Origin of the sequence: Oceanimonas sp. AH20CE76, from assembly GCF_039654065.1 — a bacterium.
In the GTDB taxonomy this organism is placed as follows: domain Bacteria; phylum Pseudomonadota; class Gammaproteobacteria; order Enterobacterales; family Aeromonadaceae; genus Oceanimonas; species Oceanimonas smirnovii.
The window spans coordinates 1,795,841-1,817,533 of sequence record NZ_CP155481.1 but is presented as its reverse complement, the minus strand read 5'-3'; the positions used below and the strand labels follow the sequence as shown (position 1 = coordinate 1,817,533).

The following is a 21,693-nucleotide window of genomic DNA, read 5'->3' as shown; positions in this document are numbered from 1 at the left end:
AAGGACGCGGAACATGCCTCATGTGGCGGCCAGGACGGCCAGCCGGGATCGGGATACTGGTCGTTACCAGAGCCACCGACCCGAGCAAACCCTTCTCTATCAGATCGTTGACGAGTATTACCCGGCATTCGCTGCGCTTATGGCAGAGCAGGGAAAGGAATTGCCGGGCTATGTGCAACGGGAATTTGAAGAATTTCTCCAATGCGGGCGGCTGGAGCATGGCTTTCTACGGGTTCGCTGCGAGTCTTGCCACGCCGAGCACCTGGTCGCTTTCAGCTGTAAGCGTCGCGGTTTCTGCCCGAGCTGTGGGGCGCGGCGGATGGCCGAAAGTGCCGCCTTGCTGGTTGATGAAGTACTGCCTGAACAACCCATGCGTCAGTGGGTGTTGAGCTTCCCGTTTCAGCTGCGTTTCCTGTTTGGGGTCGTTTGCGGGAAGGGGCGGAATCCTACGCTAAGGCTTTGGCCAGCGATATTCTCCGGTGAGATTGATGTGTTCCCAGGGGATAGGAGAAGTCGCTTGATATCTAGTATGACGTCTGTCGCACCTGCTTGATCGCGGCCGCGATAGCTAGATCGCGTTGCTCCTCTTCTCCATCCGCGTTCCAAGCTGCGGAAAGGCACCCATAAGCGTACGCCTGGTCGAGCAGGCGACGCGGATCGACGTCCAGCGCACGAGAGAATGCGTCCGCCATCTGTGCAATGCGTCTAGGATCGAGACAAAGGTCGTCTCTGTCAGCCGGATCGTAGAACATATTGGCGGCGCCAAAGCCCACTTCACCGACCAGACCGACGGGATCTATCACCAGCCAGCCGCGACTGGAGAACATGATGTTTTCATGATGCAGATCGCCATGTAGCCCACGCAGTTCCGAGGCATTGCTCATCATTTGATCGGCTATAATCGCCGCGTGGACGTAGTCAGTTTGACAACCTGCGTTTTGATCATCGCGCGCCCGCTGAAACAAAGCTGCAAAGCGATCCCGGATCGGGAGAAGGGCAGAAGGCAGGGGTTCCTCAGATGCGGCATACAGCTTCGCCATTAGTTCCGCTGCAATTTCGGTCGCCTGGTAGTCGCCGTGCTCGGCAACGATGTGAGAGAGCATTCGCTCCCCGGCATATTCGAGCAACATCAGATTGTTCTCACGACCGAGCAACCGGACTGCTCCCCTCCCATTGCGCCATACCAGATAGTCGGCCCCGCGCAGTTCATCAGCAATGTCTTCTATAGGTTTCAATCCCTTGACGATTGCAGGAGTCCCGTCTGGCAATGAAACTTTCCAAACGAGGCTGGAAAAGGTGTCCGCAATGAGAACAGGTTGCGAAACGTGCCAATGAGCAGGAAAAACAGGCGGCATGAACATCAACCCCAAGTCAGAGGGTCCAATCGCAGATAGAAGGCAAGGCGTTCGCGGTCGGGGGCTTCGATCCCCAATACATTGAATAGGACAGCGAAGGCGCGCTCTGCTTCATCTGGCGCTGCCCAGTTCTCTTCGGCGTTAGCAATCATGAGTGCCAAATCGGCATAGCGATCTGCTGTTCCGAGCCGCCCAAGGTCGATCAGACCCGTGCATTGAAGAGTTTTAGGGTCCACCATGAAGTTCGGCATGCAGGGATCACCATGGCAAACAACCATATCGGTGCGCTCTTGGTCGAGCCGCACCGGTAGCTCTCGTTCGACACGAGCCAAAAGATCGAGCTGCGGCGTACTCTTGTCCTCGTCCGGTAAGAAGTCGGGATTGACGGCATTGCGGGACACCACATCAACGGCGCGTCCGAACATTCGCGACAGCCTGCGCTCAAACGGACATTGATCAACCGATAGGCTGTGAACAGCGCCAAGTTGCTGCCCCATTGACGGCCACGCTTTGAGCAAATCCGCTCCAGACAGATCAGCCGCCGGTACTCCCGGAATTGCCGTTATCACCAAGCATGCACCCTCCTGTTCCTCCTGCCAGTTGATCACCTCGGGGCAAGCCACACCTCGACCTTTGAGCCAAATGAGGCGGTCACGCTCTCCAGCGAGCTCACCGCGGCGGGAAGCAGGTGCGATTTTCGCGAAGGCATGCCCGTCACCACGTCGAAAAACAAAATCACCAGATTCTCCGCCTCTGACAGGCAACCAGTCAGAATGCGATTCACCAAAAAAAATATTAGTTCGATTCAATGGAGGTTCCTTCAGTTTTCTGATGAAGCGCGAATATAGAGAAATATCCCGAATGTGCAGTTAACGAATTCTTGCGGTTTCTTTCAGCGCCGCCAATACCGCCAGCCCGTCGCGCAAGGGGCGCGGCTCGTGTGTGCGGATGAAGTCAGCTCCACCTGCGGCGGCGGCAAGCTCTGCAGCGAGTGTCGCGGCCCCGACATCCCCCGGACCACGGCCTGTGAGCGCGCGCAGAAAGGATTTGCGCGAAACAGACAGAAGCACCGGCAAATCGAAGCGCAGCCGCAATTCATCGAACCGCGCCAGCACCGAGAGCGAGGTTTCGGGAGCAGCCCCCAGAAAAAACCCCATGCCGGGATCAAGGACAAGGCGGTTGCGTTTGATACCGGCACCCGTCAGCGCCGCGATGCGCGCGTCAAAGAACGCCGCAATGTGATCCATGATGTCGCCAGCGGGTGCCTCGCGCCGATCTGCCTGCCCGTCTTGCACCGAATGCATAACGACGAGTTTGGCAGATGATTTCGCCAATTGCGGATAGAACGCAGCGTCTGGAAAACCGCGAATATCATTGAGATAGGCCACACCACGCGACAAGGCATAGGCTTGCGTCGCGGGTTGATAACTGTCGAGCGAGACGGGAATGCCATCTGCCTTGAGCGCGTCCAGCACCGGCGCGATACGCGCGATTTCTGTGTCGGACGAAACAGGCGCGGCGTCGGGATTGCTGGATGCCGGACCGAGGTCGATCACATCTGCCCCCTCGGCCATCAGCTTACGCGCCTGCGCAATGGCTGCGTCTGGCGCCAGATACCGGCCTCCATCGGAGAAACTGTCCGAGGTTATGTTGACGATGCCGAAAATGATGAGCGATTTATTCATGGGGGCTTCTATAATAATAATAATCGAGCATGAGTATCATACGGATGCTCGGGTCGAAAGGGAATCCCCAGGCGAGTAACCTGTTTGCGGTGATCCATTAGCTGCAGGAGCAGAAGAGCATACATCTGGAAGCAAAGCCAGGAAAGCGGCCTATGGAGCTGTGCGGCAGCGCTCAGTAGGCAATTTTTCAAAATATTGTTAAGCCTTTTCTGGGCATGGTATTTTTCATGGTATTACCAATTAGCAGGAAAATAAGCCATTGAATATAAAAGATAAAAATGTCTTGTTTACAATAGAGTGGGAATAAACCAGTTTAGCTGAATGACAAAAGCCCCTGCAGTGCAGGGGCTTTTTGTTTTGGAGGTGTTCATGATTTTACCGTGTTCATGAATCGTGAACGTTTTCTGGGTGTGAACGTTTAAGCGTGCTCCTATGCCAGCTTAAGCAGTATCACGCCCAGAAAGATGGCGGCTACGCCGGAACATTCCACACGGTTGAGCCGTTGCCTGAATAGCACCAGGGCAGTAGAGGAGGTAAGTAGTATGCCAATGCCGCCCCACAGGGCATAGGCTACGGACAGGTCTATGCCCTTAACTGCCTGCGACAGAGACGTGAACGAGGCCAAAATACTGATGATGCCCAAAGTACCGATCATTCGTTTGCGAAAACCATCAGAATATTTGATGAGTATATTGGCCGCCACTTCCAGCACAATGGCCAGCAGCATAAAGACATAATGAATAAGTTCGGCGTTTTGCATGGTTTAATCCCCCGCAACATTTTTTGTGGAGGCCCCTACAGTTGTTAATACCACGCCAGTGACCAGCACGGTAAGTCCAAGCAGTTTGGTCCAGCTGAGGCTTTCATTGAAAAACTGAAAGCCGATAAAGGTGATGCTGATCAGGCCTGCTGCCTCCCAGGTGGCGTAGGCTTTGGCCAGTGGTATTTGCTTAACAGCCAGCGCCAGAAAGTAGAAAGACAGCCCAATCATGGCGTACATAAACAGCAATGCCGGCACGGAAGTGCTGTCAGAGACTATTTTCATGGTAACTACTCCCACTACTTCAGCAGCGATGGCAGCCATCAAAAAGATCCATGGTCCTGTCATTGTCATGATTTTCTTTGCTCCTTTAAGCACCGTTATAACGCCATTGTTACCGTAATCAATACGGAACCAAAGTTTGACTCTATCTGTTTTATTGATAGATTGGCGGTATGCAATGGAATCTTGAACAATTAAGGCAGTTTGTTGCCACCGCTGAGCACGGTTCAATCAGTGCCGCAGCCCGTCATTTGGGCAAGGCACAATCGGCGGTCAGCACAGCGCTCGGATTGCTGGAAGCCGACCTGGGCGTGGTGCTGTTTGATCGCAGCAAGCACCGCGCTACTCTGACTGATGCCGGCCAAATCATGCTGCTGGAGGCGCGGGAGCTGTTGCGGCAGGCACAGGCTCTGAACCAGCGCGCGCTTGCTCTTGCCACTCGTAACGACGGCAAGCTGGCGCTGGCATTGGATGAAGTCTTACCGCGTACGGCCATCAGGACGCTGGCACGGGATATTGCCTGTCACTTTCCTGAACTTGAGCTTACCCTGCTGAATGGCACGGCGACCGAAGTAGCTGACTATGTGGATCAGGAGCGTGCCGATCTGGGCTTTCACTTTAACCGGGAGCCACTGCGGGAGCGCTTTGACGAACGACATATAGGGGCGCTGAACCAGGGGTTATTTGTGTCTGAGGGACATGATCTGTTGCAGAAAAAGCAGGTCAGTCGCACCGATCTGGCCCGTTATCGGCAGCTGGTCATGCATTCCGAAGATATTGAAGAAAATGTATACAGCCCGCGTGTATGGCGCGTGGATAACTTTCATACCATTGCCGAAATGGTGGCGGACGGGCTTGGCTGGGCGGTGTTGCCGGCGCACATTGCTGCTTATGGCAGCCATAATACGCCCTTGTGTCAGGTTTATTGTCCGTTTTTGGACTTGCCGCAGTTGTCTGTGCGCATGCTGTGGTGTCAGGGCAGCAGCCCGGGTGTCACGGCACACTGGGTGGAGAAACGGTTTATGGCGCTGCTGCAGCAATAAATGTATGTCGCGGAGTTACCGCGACATACGGCGTTACTCAATAAGACTGACTGTGCACCCCTTTTACTGCCCGGCCGGATGGATCTGCCATGTTTTTCCATTGCTCGTCCCACTCCAGCGCGGTAGGCGTGGAGCAGGCCACAGAAGGGCCACAGGGCACGCAGCGGGCGGCAGAGTCTTGCGGAAAGTGGCCTTCAAAAATGGCGCGGTAGTAATAGGCCTCTTTGGACGTGGGGGTGTTGATCGCAAAGCGGAATGCTGCCGTGGCCATCATCTGATCCGTCACCTGTTCTTCTACCAGTGCCTTCAGGCTGTCGATCCAGGAGTAGCCCACGCCGTCGGAAAATTGCTCCTTCTGTCGCCAGGCCACTTCATGAGGCAGCATGTCTTCAAAGGCTTCACGCAGAATGTGCTTTTCCATTTTACCGTTAACGCACATTTTGTCGGCGGGGTTGAGACGCATGGCCACGTCCATAAATTCCTTGTCGAGAAAGGGCACCCGGGCTTCCACGCCCCAGGCCGCCATCGACTTGTTGGCCCGCAGGCAGTCAAACTGGTGCAGGGCTTTTAGCTTGCGCACCGTTTCTTCGTGAAAGGCCTGAGCATCGGGGGCTTTGTGAAAATAGAGGTAGCCGCCAAAAATCTCGTCGGAGCCTTCGCCGGAGAGCACCATTTTAATGCCCATGGCCTTGATGCGCCGGGCCATTAAATACATGGGCGTGGAGGCGCGAATGGTGGTGACATCATAGGTTTCCAGGTGGTAAATCACTTCGCGCAGGGCGTCCAGACCTTCCTGCACTGTATAGTGCAGCTCGTGATGCACTGTGCCCAGCTGGTCGGCCACCTTGCGGGCGGCAATCAAATCCGGTGCGCCTTCCAGGCCAATGGCAAAGGAGTGCAGCCGGGGCCACCAGGCGTCGCTGTTGCCGCCGTCTTCAATGCGTTTGTCGGCATAGAGCTTGGCAATGGCCGAGATAATGGAAGAGTCGAGCCCGCCCGAGAGCAGCACGCCATAGGGCACGTCGCACATCAGCTGGCGCTTCACCGCTGCCATCAGTGCCTCGCGCAGCCCGGGCACGCTGGAGGTATTGTCCTTCACCGCGTCATAGTTTTCCCAGTCGCGCCGGTAATAACAGCGAAGCTGGCCTTCCTGGCTGTAGAGCAGGTGGCCCGGGGGAAATTCATTGATGGTTTTGCAGATGGGAGTAAGGGCTTTCATCTCGGACGCCACATAGAAGTTGCCGTCTTCATCATGGCCGGTGTAGAGGGGAATAATGCCCATATGATCCCGGCCAATCAGGTAGGCGTCATTTTCTTCGTCGTAGAGCACAAAGGCAAAAATACCATTGAGATCGTCGAGAAACTCGGGTCCTTTTTGCTGATACAGCCCAAGGATCACTTCACAGTCGGAGTGGGTTTGCGCTTTGTAGCCGCAGGTGAGCCCGGCTTCCAGCTCCTTGTGATTGTAGATTTCGCCGTTTACCGCCAGCGCCTGAGTGCCGGTGGCGTTCAGCAGCGGCTGGGCGCCGCTGTCCAGGCCCACAATGGCCAGGCGCTCGTGCACCAGAATGGCCTTGTCGTTGCTGTAAATGCCCGACCAGTCGGGGCCGCGGTGGCGCAGCAGGCGAGAGAGCTCCAGCGCGCGGGAGCGCAGGGCGGCGGGGTCAGACTTGAGTTCCAGAATACCGAAGATAGCGCACATGGTGTTGTCCTTAACCAGAAAAAGCGACTGCTTTGAGATTGGCAAAGGATGGGAAAACTGGAAAGTAAAACTTACAAAAAACCAGCAAAAATCCTTTGCTGGTTTTGAATCGTTAAAAATTCACCCCAATTTTTAGCGGCTGAATAATACACGCTTAAAGAAGACTAGAGTCTCAGCGCCGGTGCTATGGGGTCGTCTACTCGAAACCAGCCGGCAATGCTCAGCCGGGAGCGATGAGCCGGTAATACCTCGTGCGGAAAGCGCTCCGACAAAAAGCACACCAGGGTGCCGCCATTGGGAGTAACCCTGTGCAGCGGTGTTTTGCTGTTGTCTCCATAGACCAGCAGCTCGCCGCCATTTGCCGGCTGCCAGTCGTTGTTCAGGTAGAGCACTGTGGTCAGGCGGCGGTTGCTGCGACCCTTGAAGGCATCCAGGTGTTTTTTATAAAAGTCGCCTTTGTCATAGCGGGCGTAATGGCATTCATAGTCTTTTAATCCCATAAACAGGTGCCGGTTTACGCCCTGTTGCAAATCCGCCATTAGGGCCAGATAGGCCTGCTGAGGGGCAGTGGTGCCGTCCAGCCAGCGGGTTTTGTCGGTGCGAATACGCTCATTGTTGTGATTGGCCTGCTCGCGGCCAATGCCCGCCGGTGTTATCTGCCAGTCGGGCAACCGGTTAAAGTCATCACGCAGCGCCGCCACCTGGCCGGCATCGAGAAAGTCAGGAAAAATACCAATGCCGGGGCCGGCAATGGCGTCGATAATATCGTCGAGAACCCATTTAATGTGAACTGCGCTGGTCAATGGCAAACCCTCCTGTGGAGCGCTTTTTTACACCTTCAACAACGCCGGGAACAGCGAGAAATATTTCCCGTCAGAAAGAGTGGAACAGCAGATAGTGCCAAATGCGGCACCAATACGCAAAAACCCCGCACATTGCTGCGCGGGGTTTTTAAATGCTGGCGGTGAGGGAGAGATTCGAACTCTCGATACGTTGCCGTATACACACTTTCCAGGCGTGCTCCTTCAGCCACTCGGACACCTCACCAAATTTTTGTGTTCCCTTGGGAACGGGGCGTAATGTACTGGCTGAGGCGGGCAGGTTCAAGCCTTTTTATGCATTTGCTGCCCGATTGCCTTTTTACTGTGCAGTGTGGCGGCTTAATGCACAGCTGCCGGCATTTTCTGTGGTTCATCCTGCATCAGGTAGCCCAGTTCACCCAGCTCCTGAGTCAGCTGATGGGTGGCCATCATGGTTTGCTGCATAATCCACTGAAACTGATGCTGCTCTATCCCTGCCTGAGTATGCAGGTAGTTGGCCACAATCAGCCGGGGCAGATTGTCATCTACAATATCCACAAAGATTTTAAGGCTCGGGTAATTCATGTTCAGCCTTCCCAGATCCGCCATCAGCATCAGCAGGGCGGTGGGACGAATTTCCACTTCGGTGGTAACAATGGCGTCTTCGTGCTCTACAAACAGCCGGCTTTCCAGAATGCCGTCCAGTTCTTGCAGTTCAGCAAGGTGAATGCCATGACAGTTTTCGCAAATATAATGATCTATGTGGCCGGCCACCAGCCAGCGCATGGCAATTTCTGCTGTTAACACGTGTTATCCCGATAAAAGAAAGCTGAAGGGGCAGCATTGTAAACCAAAGCAAGGATGCTGCAAAACCGGCATTACCTATCTGCATCGGTTGCTTTTTATGCGAAAAAAAGGAAAGCTGTTCCACAACGGCCGTCATGGCAGGGATGCAACAAAAAAGGGTAAGTAAATGAAGATATTACTGGCAGCAGTTGATCTGCAGGAAGGCGCTGAAAGGGTAGTCGAACGGGCCGGCATGCTGGCTGCACAGTTAAATGCCCGTTTGCATCTGGTGCATGTGATTAATGAGGCCATGGTGCTGTATGAGCCTATGGTGGAAATTTCCGTGCGCCGGCGGCTGCAGCAGGGCGCAAACCAGGCACTTGATCAGCTGATCCACCAATTACCGGCGGCACAGGCGGCGGTCACGGAGCGTCATGTTATGCTGGGCAAGCCGCCTCAGGCACTGGCGCGCAAGGCGGCTGAGCTTAACGCCGATCTGGTGATTGCCGGCCGCCAGCACGACGAGCCGGTACAAGAGCTGTTTTTGGGGACCACGGTAGAGCGGCTGTTACGTCGCTGCACCATGCCAGTGCTGGTCGTGTGCAATACCAGCCGCATTCAGCCCTATCACCATCTGGTGGCAGCTACCGATTTCTCCCGCAGCTCTCACCATGCGTTGCGTTCCGGGCTGATGCTGGCACCCAAAGCCAATGCCACTTTGGTGCATGTATTTGAGCCCCCCATGCTGCTAAGGTTGTTACAGCAGGACAACATGCACCCCGACAGCATGATGGCCCACCAGCGCAGCCGCATCGAGCAGGAAGTGCAGGAAGAAATGTCCCATTTTATTGCCACGGATGATCATCACCGCATCAGCACCCGCATTATGTCGGGTGAGGTAAAGAAAACCATTTTGTCGGTCGTAGAAGAAACCCATGCTCAGCTGCTGGTGCTGGGCTATCATGGTCGTCAGGGTATCAGCCGCTTGCTGGTAGGTAACCTGGCCATGAGCTTTTTAAGTGCGCCGCCCTGCGATGTACTGGTGGCTCGTTAATCTGGTTAATTTCTGCCCAAGCCTTTGAACTTTCCCTCGGCCGCCGGTATCCTTGGCGGCCTTCGGCATTCTGCCTGTTTCTCTTCAATTGATAGTGAGTCTGTTTCTTTGATTTCCACCAACAACATCACCATGCAGTTTGGCGCCAAGCCGCTGTTTGAAAATATTTCCGTTAAATTCGGCGACGGCAACCGTTATGGCCTTATCGGTGCCAATGGTTGCGGCAAGTCTACCTTTATGAAAATTCTGGGCGGTGATCTCGAGCCCAGTGCCGGTAACGTCAGCCTGGATGTCAATGAGCGCATCGGCAAACTGCGTCAGGATCAGTTCGCCTATGAAAATAACCGGGTGCTGGATGTGGTGATGATGGGTCATGTAGAGCTGTGGGCGGCCATGCATGAGCGCGACAGCATCTACGCCAATCTGGAAGCCACCGACGAAGACTATATGCGTGCCGCCGAGCTGGAAGGGCTGGTGGCGGAATATGACGGCTACACCGCCGAAGCCCGAGCCGGAGAACTGCTGCTGGGCGTGGGCATTCCGCTGGAGCAGCATAACGGCCCCATGAGTGAAGTAGCGCCTGGCTGGAAACTGCGGGTGCTGCTGGCGCAGGCGCTGTTTTCCGATCCTGATGTGCTGCTGCTTGATGAGCCCACCAACAACCTGGACATAGACACCATTCGCTGGCTGGAAGGTGCGCTGAACGAGCGCAACAGCACCATGATCATTATTTCTCACGACCGCCACTTTCTGAACAGTGTGTGTACCCATATGGCGGATCTGGATTATGGTGAACTCAGAGTTTATCCGGGCAACTACGACGATTACATGTTTGCTGCCACTCAGGCCCGGGAACGCCTGCTGGCCGATAACGCCAAGAAAAAGGCCCAGATTGCCGAGCTGCAGAGCTTTGTCTCCCGCTTCAGCGCCAACGCCTCCAAGGCCCGCCAGGCGACTTCCCGCGCCAAGCAAATCGACAAGATCAAGCTGGAAGAGGTAAAAGCTTCCAGCCGCCAAAACCCCTTTATTCGCTTTGAGCAGGACAAGAAGCTCTATCGCAACATTCTGGAAGTGGAAGGCCTCATCAAAGGCTATGGCGAAGCGCCGCTGTTCAGCAATCTGAATATGATGATTGAAGTGGGAGAGCGGGTTGCCATCCTGGGTACCAACGGCATTGGTAAAACCACCCTAGTGAAAACCCTGGTCGGCGAGCTGACTCCCGACAGCGGCACCATTAAATGGTCAGAAAACGCCAGCATTGGCTATTATGCGCAGGATCATGCTGCCGACTTCGACACTCAGATGACAGTGTTTGAATGGATGAGCCAGTGGCAGCAGGAAGGAGACGACGAACAGACAGTGCGCTCTGTGCTGGGCCGGCTGCTTTTCAGCCAGGACGATATCAAAAAGAAAGTGGGCGTGCTGTCGGGTGGTGAGCAGGGCCGCATGTTGTTTGGCAAGCTGATGATGCAAAAGCCTAATATTCTGGTGATGGACGAGCCCACCAACCACCTGGATATGGAGTCTATCGAGTCATTGAACATGGCGCTGGAAATGTATCAGGGCACGCTGATCTTTGTGTCTCACGACCGGGAGTTTGTGTCGTCGCTGGCCACCCGCATTCTGGAGCTGAGCGAGAACGGTATTCGTGACTTCAGCGGCAGCTACGATGATTATCTGCGCGAGCAGGGCGTAGTGTAATCAAATAAAAACGCCGGGCATTGCCCGGCGTTGTTGTATTCAGGGGTTATCAGCGCAGGATCAGCATGGGTTTGTGCGATTCCTGCAGCATCAGGTTGGTGATGCTGCCCAGCAGCCACAGGCGAATACGGGAGTGGCCGTAAGCACCCATCACCATCATGTCCATGTTCTGCCTGTCCTGATAGGCCAGCAGATTTTTCTTTACCTCTCCCTGCAGCAGCGCTGCCGTGGCCTGATGGCCGTTATCTTCCAGCAGCTGACGGGCGGCTTCAAGCTGAGCCTGTTTTTCCTCGTTGGGGCCAGCCACCATGACCACATGGCATTCCAGACCCTTAAACAGGGGAGACCTGGCAATATATTCCACGCATTTGCGTGTTGTTTCGCTGCCGTCAAAGGCGATCATGACCCGCTCGGGGGCCTTGAATTCACCGTCGGTCAGCAGCAGCGGCTTGTCGGTGGTGCGAATAACATGCTCAACATGGCCGCCCAGACGGCCGGGGCTGTCATCTTCGTTATTGCCGCGCCGGCCCAGCACCACCAGATCGGCGTAATCATCGTATTGCTCCAGCACCTCGGTCAGGCGACCCTCGCGGGAAATGGTACGCGGAGCGGGATAGCCTGCCTGCTGAACGTGCTGGCTGGCCTGCTCCAGAATAACCTGGCTCTGGGCCTTGGCGAGTTCGGCACGTTTTTTGTCGAGATCAGCCAGTTCTGCGTGAATTTTATCCTGAGCACTCAGGCTGGCAGCAGCGCTCATGTTGTAGAGCAGGGTAGGCTCTGGTTTGTGCATAACGTTCAGCAGTACCAGAGAGGCAGAAAGTTGCTGGGCAGCCCAGGCCGCATATTCGCTGACACAGGCGGTGTGTTTGGAACCGTCGATACCGGCCAGTACATTGGTGCTCATCTTTTTCATCCTGATATAGAAAGGTGATTGACACAATATGAATGTAGGGGGCTTGTTGGGCGCACTGTATCACAGTTTGCCGCAGGTTAAAGATGGCTTGGCCAAGACCGTCACTTTTATTGATTCAGAACAAAATGACCTTAAGTTCACATTGCTTAGATGAAAATAAGATGTAAAAAATCGTAATAAATTTGATCCTGATCATGTCTAACTAGCTAGCCGACAGGTTTTCTTTCGGTCGCGTTGTGTTAACACTGCACCGCTGAAGCTGGAGTTCACTTAAAGGTTTTGGCGCTTTACCAGGAGAATTACCATGAAAACCGTCATGTCCTTGCTGTTTGCTGCTGTATTTACCATTGGCATGGTGCCGATTTCTGCCACCGCCGCCAGCGGAACTGCGCCTGCGTTTGAAGTCCCCCTTAAAATGGGTGATGGTGCAGACAATCGTCAATGTAAAATGCTGGAAAGGCAGGGTAAAAAACTGCCGGGTTATTGCCGTCTCTGAAAGCCGCAAGTCGTAATGCGGTAAAAAAAGGAGCCTTATGGCTCCTTTTTCTTGTGTGCGCTGCGGCGTTCAGCGCAAGATCAGCAGGGGGGCTTGTGCATCCTGAATCATGGCGGTGGTGGTACTGCCCACCAGCCACTGGCGAATGCGGGAGTGACCGTAGGCACCCATGATCATCAAATCAATGCTGTGTGCCTGCTGATAGCCCACCAGCGCCTTGTCGGCTTCACCGGGCACAATGGCAGTGACTGCACTGATGCCCGCCTGCTCCAGTAACTGCCGGGCCCAGTCCAGTTGTGCGCGGTTGTCATCGGTATCGGCACCGGCCAGCACCAGATGCAGCTCCATCCCCTTGAACAGCGGGCTTGCAGCCAGCATTTCCACGCCCTTGCGGGTGGTGGCACTGCCGTCAAAGGCCAGCATCACTTTTTGCGGAGCGGCAAACTCACCCAGGGTTACCAGTATGGGTCTGTGCATGGCGCGGATCACCTGCTCCACATGGCTGCCCAGGTGAGCAAGCGCCGAGCCGGACGCTTCACCCTGGCGGCCCAGCACCAGCAGCCGGGTGTCGGTTTCAAGCTCTGCCAGCGCCTCCACAAAGCTGCCGTGGCGCTGCAGCGTACTGGCGTTACTTACACCCTGCGCAGTTACCCGCTCTTTGGCGGCGTCCAGCATCAGCCGTCCCTGCTCCCGGGCCAGCTTGCCGCGTCTGGCATCCAGCTCGGCCAGCTCGGCCAGCAGCTGCTCCTGGCTGCCAAGGCCGATGCTGCCGCTTAAATTACCCTGCACCGGGCCGGTTTCTTTGTCGAGAACATGCACAAAGGTCAGAGGAGCATTCAGGCGCTGCGCCGCCCAGCCGGCCCAGTCGCACACGGCTTCAGCGTGGCTTGAGCCGTCGATACAGGCGAGTACTTGTTCGGTCATGCTGTTCTCCTTTAGTGGCCCATCAGTTTTTCAACGGCTTTGGGATCATTATGTACGGCAAAGCGATCCACCAGCGTAGCGCTGGCCTCATTCAGACCAATTATCTCTACGTCTGTGCCTTCCCGTTTAAAGGTAATCACCACCTTGTCGAGGGCACTGATGGCGGTAATGTCCCAGAAGTGAGTGCGGCTCAGGTCAATGCGCACACGGTCGACCACTTCCTTGAAGTCAAAGGCGGCCACAAACTGCTCGGCCGAGGTAAAGAACACCTGACCCACCACCTTGTATTCACGGGTGCCGTCGGCGGCTTTTTCCGAGCCGATATACAGAATCTGGCCGACCTTGTTGGCAAAGAACAGGGCGCTCAGCAGCACACCCACCAGCACGCCCCAGGCCAGGTTATGGGTGTAAACCACCACGGCCACGGTAGCAATCATCACCAGACTGCTGCTTTTGGGCAGAGTGCGCAAATCGCGAACAGACGCCCAGCTGAAAGTACCAATGGACACCATGATCATCACCGCCACCAGCGCCGCCATGGGAATTTGTGATACCCAGGGGCCGAGAAATACCACCAGAATAAGCAGCACCACACCGGCTACCAGAGTAGACAATCGACCACGGCCGCCGGATTTTACGTTAATCACCGACTGGCCGATCATGGCACAACCGGCCATGCCACCCAGCAGACCGGTAGCAATGTTGGCCAGGCCCTGACCTTTACACTCGCGGTTCTTGTCGCTTTTGGTGTCGGTGAGATCATCCACTATGGTGGCGGTCATCATCGACTCCAGCAGGCCCACAATGGCCAGCGACAGTGAGTAGGGGAAAATAATGGCCAGTGTCTCCAGGTTCAGCGGCACATCGGGCCACAGGAACACCGGCAGGGTATCGGGCAGCTCGCCCATGTCGCCCACGGTGCGCACATCAATATTGAACAGCATGGCCACCAGGGTCAGGCCCACAATGCACACCAGCGGCGAGGGCAGCAGTTTACCGACCACCGGCACCAGCGGCAGCAGGTAGATAATGCCCAGACCGGCGGCGGTCATGGCATACACATGCCAGGTGACATTAGTCAATTCCGGCAGCTGGGCCATAAAAATCAGAATGGCCAGCGCATTCACGAAACCGGTGACCACAGAGCGGGACACAAAGCGCATTAACTGGCCGAGCTTGAGATAGCCGATAATAATCTGCAACAAGCCACACAACAGAGTGGCGGCCAGTAGGTATTGCAGGCCATGCTCTTTCACCAGGGTGACCATCAGCAGCGCCATGGCACCGGTAGCAGCAGAGATCATGCCCGGCCGGCCTCCGGCAAAGGCAATCACTACTGCCATGCTGAATGAGGCATACAGACCGATTTTGGGATCGACGCCGGCAATAATGGAGAAGGCGATGGCTTCCGGGATCAATGCCAGGGCTACCACCAGGCCGGCCAGCACGTCTCCCTTGATGTTGAAGAGCCAGACTTGTTTAAGATTGGGGATCATTGCGATTTCCGAGTTGTAGAGCTTGGACCGTCCGGAGTTGCCGAACGTCATGAAATCTTTATCGTTTTATAGCGTGCTGCGATTTAAGAGCGGGTATTATAGGGATCAGCCAAAGCCCGAACAAGGCCGGACACATGTTGAAACAACCGGGAGAAGACAATGAGCGATAACCGAATGCTGGGCAGCCGCGTGCTGGATGCCCTGCAGCATATAGGCCTGATTATTGTGGCGGTCGCCACCGTGGTGGCGGTGGGCATAGAAGTGAACACCATGTGGCAGAACCGGACCGTGACCCTGGCGGATCTGCTGCTGATGTTCATCTATCTGGAAGTGCTGGCCATGGTGGCCATCTATCTGCGCTCCGGCAAGCTGCCCATTCGTATTCCGCTTTACATTGCCATAGTGGCGCTGGCCCGTTATCTCATTCTTGATATGAAAGGCATGGATAACTGGCGGCTGATCACCGTAGCCGGCGCGGCCCTGGTGCTGGCACTGGCCGTGCTGGCCATTCGCTTTGGCCACGCCAAATATCCCTACGACAAGGAAGAAGGCGGGCACTAGCCCGCGTGTTCTATTACATGGCGGGCAAAGCCGCTGCCTGCTTCTTCATAAATATTAAACACCTCATCGGCCCCCAGCTCGCGCAGCTGGGCGCCTTCTTCCGGATAGCGAATAATGGCGGCCACCCGGCCACTGAAGTTGGCATGGCGTATTTGCTCCAGCGCATAGAGGTTACCGGCATGGTTGGGCATGGCCAGAAAGATATATTCCAGCTCGGTACCAATGTTGGCCTTGTCCCAGAAATCCGAGTCGGACGCATCGCCTTTAATCACATTAATATTCAGCTCTTTCAGCAGCGGAATTTTCTTCTCGTCAGAATCTATTCCTACCAGCTTGCGGCCTGAATTAACACTTTCCAGCTCCATATAGGCACCCTGACCAATGCGGCCCATGCCTACAATCAAAATATTGGCATCCCCCAGATGAATGGGCATATCGTCCGGGTGCAGACGGTTCGGATCCCGGGGTGAAAGCCTGTGCATCAGGCGACGGTAAATATTTTCGTTATTCGCATTAAGCGGGGCCGAGGCCACAAAGGAAACGGCCAGAGCGATAGAGGCCACAATGACCCAGTCGTTACTGAGCATGCCCTGCTGGGCAGCCAGTGCCGCCACAATCAGACCAAATTCGGAATAGTTGCTCAGGCTCATGGTGGCCAGCAGGGCGGTACGGGGACGCAAAAAACAGCGTTTGTACAGCTGGTAATACAGCAGGCTCTTCAGTGGCAGCACCAGCAATAAAATCAGCGCTATCCACAGCGCATCCATGGTGGGCATGCCGTTCAGGCCAATGTTCAGGAAAAACGCCACCAGAAACAGTTCTTTCATATTAAAGAAGGACTTGGCCAGATCGGGCGCGCTGTAGTGTGACGCCAGCATCATGCCGATAACCAGCGCGCCCAGGTCACCCTTGAGCCCCACCAGCTGAAAACCGCCGTAACCCACCACCAGCGCCAGAAAAACCGCAAACAGGGTTTGCAGCTCGCCATGACCGGCCCGCTCCAGAATGCGAAAGAAAACCGGCCGCAACAGCGGCAGCAGCACCAGCAAACTCAGTGCCCAGGGGCTGGGTACCTTGCCGGCAGAAATGCTGAGAAAAGCGACAGCAAACAAGTCCTGCATCACCAGCACGCCGATGGCCACCACGCCATAGAAGGTGTTCATGTCGCTGCGCTCTTCCAGCACTTTTACGGCAAATACCGTACTGGAAAAACTCAGCGCAAAGGCCATCAGCATGGCCTGTTGCCATTGCAGCTCCTGCGCCAGGGCAAAGCCCAGGGTCTTGATGGCCAGCAGTACCAGGGTAAACAGCAGGGTAGAAGAAACGATATGACCGCAGGCGGTGCCCCACACTTCCTTACGCAGCAGGGTTTTAATATCGAGCTTGAGCCCGATGCTGAACAGCAGCAGGGTAACCCCCAGATTGGCGAGGGTATCGAGAGTGGCGTTGGGCTCAAAGCCCATGGCATTCAGTACAAAGCCGGCGGCAAGAAAGCCAATCAGCGGCGGCAGTCCAATCAAATAAACAGCCAGACCGCAGCCAAAGGCAACAGCAATAAAAATGGGATCCATGTAATTCTTATCGGTTTTAATTAGCTCCTGAAGTGGCGTTATAGTGGGCATTTGGCCCGTGTGTTGTCAACAAAGCTCGCCACTTTCAGGTATTTTTGTCAGAACAGATCGATGTCGTGCACCGAGCTGTAAATATGCTGCGGCCGGAACGGCATTTTATCAATGTCGGCCACCTGGCTGACGCCGGTCAGTACCAGAATGGTTTCCAGCCCGGCCTGAAAACCGGCCAGAATATCGGTGCGCAAATTATCACCGACTATCAGGGTGTTTTCTGAGTGTGCGTCCATATGATTAAGGGCGGCACGAATGATCCAGGCGCTGGGCTTACCCACATAAAACGGTTTCTTGCCGGTCATGCGTTCAATGGGGGCACACAGGGCACCACAGGCCGGATGCATCTGCGGGCCGTGGGTGTCGGGATTGGTAGCAATAAAGCGGGCACCGTTGGCCACAAAGCGGGCCGCCATCTGAATCATGCTCCAGTTGTAGTTGCGGGTTTCGCCCACTACCACAAAATCCGGATCAATATCGGTAATGGTAAAGCCGGCTTTATACAGCTCATGGATCAGCGCGCCTTCGCCAATCACGTAGGCTTTCTGACCGCTCTGGCGCTTAAGAAAGTCGGCGGTGGCCATGGCGGATGTATAAAAGCAGTCTTCGGGCACTTCGATGCCGGCAGAATAAAACCGGTTCTGCAAATCTTTGGGAGTCTGTGCCGGATAGTTGGTTAAAAACAGCAGGTTCATATCCTGCTCCAGCACCCGGCGCACAAAGGCATCGGCACCGGGAATTAAATCGTTGTTGTGCAGAATAACGCCGTCGATATCGCAGATAAGATTATTTTTTTGCATTGCCTCTCCTTAAACCGGTGTTGCCGGTACCTGAACCACTGTGTTGCCAGAATATGACAGTTTCATGACCAAGTCCGGTTTTATTACCGGTTTATGCAAGTGAGCCAGCCTCCCAGACCATTAATGCGGCGGGAAATGGCGGCGGCCCGCTGATTGACATACGCTGACGGGCGGGCAGCAGAAAACTGCCGGGGATTAGGCAGCACGGCGGCCAGCAGAGTGGCCTGCCGGCGATTGAGGCTGGCTGCAGTGGTATTGAAATAAGCCTGAGCAGCCGCCTCGGCACCATAAATGCCCGGACCAAATTCGGCAATATTCAGATAAAGCGTCAAAATGCGCTCTTTGGGCAACAGCAACTCCAGCATGGGGGTATAAACCGCTTCCAGCGCCTTGCGGGTGTAGCTGCGGCCAGGCCACAGATACAGATTCTTGGCCGTTTGCATGGTAATGGTGCTGCCGCCCCGCAGCCGGCCACCCTCGGCGGCTTCGGTCAGCACATCGCCAAAGGCGTCCCAGTCAAAGCCGCTGTGTTTGCAGAACTTGTTGTCTTCGGCAGCAATGACCGCCATTTTCAGCTGGCTGGAAATGCGCGGGCCGGGCTGCCAGTCTTTTTGCAGGCTTTCTCCTTCAAACAGCCGAATCACCATCAGCGGCGTGACCGGGACCGGCACAAAGCGATACAGCAGCGTCAGTGCCAGCGGCACCAGCACCAATAACACAAGCAGCCAGCGCAGCAGGCGTTTAAGCAAAAACATGTGAGCTTGTACTCTCTTTTTCAGGGTTTATTGACTGTGGCTCAGCTGACGCCACAATATCCGCTTAAATTTGTTATGTTTATTAACAAGCCGGCAATAACAAGGAGAACCACCATGTCTGCATTTATTGAGCAACTGCCGAAGGTGGAGCTGCATCTTCACATTGAGGGGTCTCTGGAGCCGGAGCTGGTATTTGCCCTGGCCCGGCGCAATGGTATCACCCTCGATTATGCCAATGAAGCTGCCCTGAAAGCAGCCTATGAGTTTGACGATCTGCAATCGTTTCTGAATATCTATTATGCGGGCATGAGTGTACTGCAAACCGAGCAGGACTTTTTTGATATGACTCATGCCTATTTGCAGCGGGCTCACAGTGAACATGTGCGTCATACCGAGATCTTTTTTGACCCTCAGGCCCACACCGGCAGGGGCGTGCCCTTTTCGGTGGTGGTTACCGGCATTCACAGAGCGCTGGAGCAGGCCCGTTACGACTGGGGCATGAGCAGCCGGCTGATCATGTCGTTCTTGCGCGATTTACCGGAAGCGTCGGCCATTGACACCCTGCGACAGGCTGAGCCGTTTCATGGCTGGCTGACCGGGGTGGGGCTGGACTCTGCCGAAACCGGCAATCCGCCGGACAAGTTTCGCCGGGTCTATGCCATGGCGCGGGATCAGGGTTATCGGCTGGTGGCTCACGCCGGTGAAGAAGGGCCGCCTCAGTATATTCGTGATGCGCTTGAACTGCTCAGGGTAGAGCGTATTGACCACGGTGTGGCGGCCATCAAGGATCCGGCCCTGATGGCGGAGCTGGCCGAAAGCCGCATTCCGCTCACCGTATGCCCGCTGTCAAATCTCAAGCTGAAAGTGGTGAATACCATGGCCGAACATCCCATGGGCGAGCTGCTGCAGGCCGGACTGTGCGTGACCGTGAACTCAGACGATCCGGCCTATTTTGGCGGCTACATGAATGCCAACTATCAGGCTCTGCAACAGGGCCTGGGCATGAGCGACAGCGAGCTGTTACAGCTGGCGCTGAACAGCGTGGAGGCCAGCTGGCTGTCACCGGAAGAAAAAGCCCTGCTGAACCGTGAGGTGCACGAGCATGGCGAAAAGTTCGGAGTTTATGCGCCGCTGGGCTAAAGCCGGGCCTTTCCCTGCCGATAGACTCTCTGTCACCAAGTTAACGGTAAAGGGCAACAAGAGGCGAGTGGCGTGCGCAAACTGACGGTAGTAACAGCACTGATGCTAAGCAGCGCCAGCTGGGCGCAGCCCCGCACCTATGTGGCCGATTTGGATCATTCCCGCTGGCGACTGGCTGCCGATTCGGCGGTGGAGTGCCGGCTGGAGCACAATATTCCCGGGTTCGGCACTGGTGCCTTTGTCAGTCGTGCCGGCAAAAACGTCAATCTGGTGTTTGAACTGAGCCCGCTCAGGGCCAACCCGCGCACCCGCCAGGCAGCGCTGCGCAGCGAGTCACCCTACTGGCAGCCGGGCCGTGCCGCCCGAGCCATCAGCCAGGTGACTTTTTATCAGCAGTTTGATGCCATGGTAGAGCAGCAGAATGCCTGGGTGATGCTCGACGAGCTGAGCCAGGGGCGCTGGCCCACCTTTTATTTTGAAGACTGGTATGCCGGTGACAAAACCACTGGAGTGGGGCTGTCGTCGGTGAATTTTCGCGCCCGTTACGCCGCCTTTCTGGACTGCCAGCAAAGCCTGCTGCCTTACGGCTTTGAAGACATTGCCTTCAGCGTGCTCAATTATGTGAACAACGCCGATGAGCTGACCCCGCATTCCCGCCAGCGGCTGGCCATGATTGCTGATTACGTCAAGGCCGATCCCAATATCGGTGAGGTGGTGATCAATACCTACACCGACAGTTTTGGTACTGCCTTTCATAACAAGCAGCTGTCGCTGCTGCGGGCCAAAGCCATCAAGGATCACTTTATGGCGCTGGGCCTGCCCGACACCAGCATTATGGTGGAAGGCCATGGCGAGCGCCGGCCGGTGGCCGACAACAGCACCCCCGAAGGCCGCGACACCAACCGCCGGGTAGTGATAAGCCTGGGCCGCGCCCCTATCTGAATGGACTCCGGGTCACGCCCGGAGTGACGGTGCTTTACGCCGGGAAAAACAAGAACTTGGCACCCACCAGCAGCAGAAATACCGCAAAGGCGCGCTTAAGCACCGCCGCCGGCAGCTTGTGCGCCAGAATGGCACCCACCCGGGCAAAGGGCATGCTGGCCACGCTGATACCGATCAGGGCCGGCAGATACACATAGCCCCAGGCTTCATCGGGCATGTTCTGATCCAGCCCGTGCACCACATAACTGAGTGCACCCACCAGCGCAATGGGAAAACCACAGGCCGACGACACCGCCACCGCCCGCTGCATGGGCACCGAGCACCAGCTTAAAAACGGCACCGTGAGCGAGCCGCCGCCAATGCCGAAAATGCCCGAGGCCCAGCCAATCACGCCGCCAATGGCCGCCTGCACCGGTTTACCCGGCAGCCTGCCGCTGCCCTTGGGCATCAGATTAAACAGCATCTGTGCCGCCATCAGCCAGGCAAACAGGCCAATCACCCGTTGCAGCGCCAGACCTGACATTTTGTCGGCGGTATAGCCACCCAGCCAGGCACCAATCACAATACCGGCACTGAGCATGGCGGCCAGCGGCCAGTCAATGGCGCGGCGGCCATGGTGAGTATGAATGGCACTGAGCGAGGTGAACATAATGGTGGCAAGGGAGGTGCCCACCGCCATGTGCGCCACCAGATCACCGCCAATGCCCTGCAGGTTAAAACTGAAAATCAGAACAGGCACAATAATCAGGCCGCCACCCACACCAAAAAGTCCTGCCAGCGTGCCCGCAAAGGCTCCCAGCACCATATACATCAACCAAGTCATGTTCGTTCCTTGAAATAAGGGGTTAAAGGTTATTTTTCTTGTTTGGAAAGCCA

General features: G+C 55.6%; 22 protein-coding genes, 1 tRNA gene and 1 pseudogene. 8 read left to right on the top strand and 16 right to left on the bottom strand.

Going from position 1 to position 21,693, the window contains the following annotated elements:
- Nucleotides 1-13 precede the first annotated feature (13 nt).
- A pseudogene (locus N2M06_RS08835) lies at nucleotides 14-418 on the top strand (IS91 family transposase); the annotation flags it as partial.
- A gap of 106 nt (nucleotides 419-524) precedes the next feature.
- On the opposite strand, the gene N2M06_RS08830 reads toward N2M06_RS08835, so the two are convergent.
- The 5 genes from N2M06_RS08830 to N2M06_RS08810 all read right to left on the bottom strand — a co-directional run bounded on the left by N2M06_RS08830 (nucleotide 525) and on the right by N2M06_RS08810 (nucleotide 4,313).
- Nucleotides 525-1,361, bottom strand: coding sequence for an aminoglycoside O-phosphotransferase APH(6)-Id (locus N2M06_RS08830; RefSeq protein WP_000480968.1), 837 nt, complete (start codon nucleotides 1,359-1,361; stop codon nucleotides 525-527).
- Nucleotides 1,361-2,164 (bottom strand): aminoglycoside O-phosphotransferase APH(3'')-Ib, encoded by an 804-nt coding sequence (gene aph(3'')-Ib, locus N2M06_RS08825; protein ID WP_001082319.1) that lies wholly within the window; start codon nucleotides 2,162-2,164, stop codon nucleotides 1,361-1,363. Before aph(3'')-Ib ends, N2M06_RS08830 begins: the two co-directional genes overlap by 1 nt.
- A 60-nt stretch (nucleotides 2,165-2,224) precedes the next feature.
- On the bottom strand, nucleotides 2,225-3,040 hold the full coding sequence (gene sul2, locus N2M06_RS08820) for a sulfonamide-resistant dihydropteroate synthase Sul2 (protein WP_001043260.1): 816 nt from the start codon (nucleotides 3,038-3,040) through the stop codon (nucleotides 2,225-2,227).
- Nucleotides 3,041-3,470: 430 nt separating this feature from the next.
- Complete coding sequence (mdtI, locus tag N2M06_RS08815; protein WP_317075514.1) at nucleotides 3,471-3,800, bottom strand: multidrug/spermidine efflux SMR transporter subunit MdtI; 330 nt, start codon at nucleotides 3,798-3,800, stop codon at nucleotides 3,471-3,473.
- Nucleotides 3,801-3,803: 3 nt separating this feature from the next.
- Entirely contained in the window at nucleotides 3,804-4,313 is a 510-nt protein-coding gene (locus N2M06_RS08810; RefSeq protein WP_317075515.1) for a multidrug efflux SMR transporter, read from the bottom strand.
- Between N2M06_RS08810 and N2M06_RS08805 the strand changes: the two genes are divergently transcribed.
- On the top strand, nucleotides 4,256-5,125 hold the full coding sequence (locus N2M06_RS08805) for a LysR family transcriptional regulator (protein ID WP_317075516.1): 870 nt from the start codon (nucleotides 4,256-4,258) through the stop codon (nucleotides 5,123-5,125). The two genes, N2M06_RS08810 and N2M06_RS08805, sit on opposite strands and share 58 nt — an antisense overlap.
- Nucleotides 5,126-5,162: 37 nt before the next feature.
- Here N2M06_RS08805 and asnB read toward each other — a convergent pair whose 3' ends face one another.
- The 4 genes from asnB to N2M06_RS08785 form a co-directional block, all read right to left on the bottom strand.
- The gene (gene asnB / locus N2M06_RS08800) at nucleotides 5,163-6,827 is read right to left on the bottom strand and encodes an asparagine synthase B (protein WP_346350574.1); all 1,665 of its coding nucleotides are present in this window, start codon (nucleotides 6,825-6,827) and stop codon (nucleotides 5,163-5,165) included.
- Between the two features lie 164 nt (nucleotides 6,828-6,991).
- Nucleotides 6,992-7,588 carry a 2OG-Fe(II) oxygenase gene (locus N2M06_RS08795; protein ID WP_346352167.1) on the bottom strand — a complete coding sequence of 199 codons (597 nt, stop codon included), beginning with the start codon at nucleotides 7,586-7,588 and terminating at the stop codon, nucleotides 6,992-6,994.
- A gap of 198 nt (nucleotides 7,589-7,786) precedes the next feature.
- Nucleotides 7,787-7,874 (bottom strand) — tRNA-Ser (locus N2M06_RS08790).
- Between the two features lie 113 nt (nucleotides 7,875-7,987).
- Nucleotides 7,988-8,434: a YbjN domain-containing protein gene (locus N2M06_RS08785; RefSeq protein WP_346350573.1), complete on the bottom strand. Its 447-nt coding sequence runs from the start codon at nucleotides 8,432-8,434 to the stop codon at nucleotides 7,988-7,990.
- A 166-nt stretch (nucleotides 8,435-8,600) separates the two neighbouring features.
- Between N2M06_RS08785 and N2M06_RS08780 the strand changes: the two genes are divergently transcribed.
- Together N2M06_RS08780 and N2M06_RS08775 are read left to right on the top strand one after the other, a co-directional pair.
- Nucleotides 8,601-9,467: a universal stress protein gene (locus N2M06_RS08780; protein ID WP_346350572.1), complete on the top strand. Its 867-nt coding sequence runs from the start codon at nucleotides 8,601-8,603 to the stop codon at nucleotides 9,465-9,467.
- Between the two features lie 108 nt (nucleotides 9,468-9,575).
- Nucleotides 9,576-11,168: an ABC-F family ATPase gene (locus N2M06_RS08775; protein WP_346350571.1), complete on the top strand. Its 1,593-nt coding sequence runs from the start codon at nucleotides 9,576-9,578 to the stop codon at nucleotides 11,166-11,168.
- Between the two features lie 49 nt (nucleotides 11,169-11,217).
- Here the strand turns inward: N2M06_RS08775 and N2M06_RS08770 are convergent, their stop codons facing one another.
- Nucleotides 11,218-12,072, bottom strand: a complete 855-nt coding sequence (locus N2M06_RS08770; protein WP_317075521.1) for a universal stress protein — start codon at nucleotides 12,070-12,072, stop codon at nucleotides 11,218-11,220.
- 313 nt (nucleotides 12,073-12,385) lie between these two features.
- Between N2M06_RS08770 and N2M06_RS08765 the strand changes: the two genes are divergently transcribed.
- The gene (locus N2M06_RS08765; protein WP_019933827.1) at nucleotides 12,386-12,577 is read left to right on the top strand and encodes a hypothetical protein; all 192 of its coding nucleotides are present in this window, start codon (nucleotides 12,386-12,388) and stop codon (nucleotides 12,575-12,577) included.
- Nucleotides 12,578-12,646: 69 nt separating this feature from the next.
- Here the strand turns inward: N2M06_RS08765 and N2M06_RS08760 are convergent, their stop codons facing one another.
- Both N2M06_RS08760 and N2M06_RS08755 read right to left on the bottom strand, forming a co-directional pair.
- Complete coding sequence (locus tag N2M06_RS08760) at nucleotides 12,647-13,501, bottom strand: universal stress protein (RefSeq protein ID WP_346350570.1); 855 nt, start codon at nucleotides 13,499-13,501, stop codon at nucleotides 12,647-12,649.
- An 11-nt stretch (nucleotides 13,502-13,512) separates the two neighbouring features.
- On the bottom strand, nucleotides 13,513-14,997 hold the full coding sequence (locus N2M06_RS08755) for a SulP family inorganic anion transporter (RefSeq protein WP_346350569.1): 1,485 nt from the start codon (nucleotides 14,995-14,997) through the stop codon (nucleotides 13,513-13,515).
- Nucleotides 14,998-15,156: 159 nt separating this feature from the next.
- Here N2M06_RS08755 and N2M06_RS08750 point away from each other — a divergent pair, with 159 nt between their 5' ends.
- The gene (locus N2M06_RS08750) at nucleotides 15,157-15,558 is read left to right on the top strand and encodes a phosphate-starvation-inducible PsiE family protein (protein ID WP_019933824.1); all 402 of its coding nucleotides are present in this window, start codon (nucleotides 15,157-15,159) and stop codon (nucleotides 15,556-15,558) included.
- Here the strand turns inward: N2M06_RS08750 and N2M06_RS08745 are convergent.
- The 3 genes from N2M06_RS08745 to mtgA form a co-directional block, all read right to left on the bottom strand.
- Nucleotides 15,555-17,129 (bottom strand): cation:proton antiporter family protein, encoded by a 1,575-nt coding sequence (locus tag N2M06_RS08745; RefSeq protein ID WP_317075524.1) that lies wholly within the window; start codon nucleotides 17,127-17,129, stop codon nucleotides 15,555-15,557. The two genes, N2M06_RS08750 and N2M06_RS08745, sit on opposite strands and share 4 nt — an antisense overlap.
- Before the next feature lie 98 nt (nucleotides 17,130-17,227).
- Nucleotides 17,228-17,980 carry an HAD-IIA family hydrolase gene (locus N2M06_RS08740; protein ID WP_317075525.1) on the bottom strand — a complete coding sequence of 251 codons (753 nt, stop codon included), beginning with the start codon at nucleotides 17,978-17,980 and terminating at the stop codon, nucleotides 17,228-17,230.
- A gap of 83 nt (nucleotides 17,981-18,063) precedes the next feature.
- Entirely contained in the window at nucleotides 18,064-18,735 is a 672-nt protein-coding gene (gene mtgA / locus N2M06_RS08735) for a monofunctional biosynthetic peptidoglycan transglycosylase (protein ID WP_019933821.1), read from the bottom strand.
- Between the two features lie 114 nt (nucleotides 18,736-18,849).
- Between mtgA and N2M06_RS08730 the strand changes: the two genes are divergently transcribed.
- Nucleotides 18,850-19,875 (top strand): adenosine deaminase, encoded by a 1,026-nt coding sequence (locus tag N2M06_RS08730; RefSeq protein WP_019933820.1) that lies wholly within the window; start codon nucleotides 18,850-18,852, stop codon nucleotides 19,873-19,875.
- 72 nt (nucleotides 19,876-19,947) lie between these two features.
- Nucleotides 19,948-20,817: an OmpA family protein gene (locus N2M06_RS08725; RefSeq protein WP_019933819.1), complete on the top strand. Its 870-nt coding sequence runs from the start codon at nucleotides 19,948-19,950 to the stop codon at nucleotides 20,815-20,817.
- A gap of 34 nt (nucleotides 20,818-20,851) precedes the next feature.
- Here N2M06_RS08725 and N2M06_RS08720 read toward each other — a convergent pair whose 3' ends face one another.
- A complete protein-coding gene (locus N2M06_RS08720; RefSeq protein ID WP_019933818.1) occupies nucleotides 20,852-21,640 on the bottom strand; it encodes a sulfite exporter TauE/SafE family protein in 789 nt (262 codons plus the stop codon).
- Between the last annotated feature and the right edge of the window lie 53 nt (nucleotides 21,641-21,693).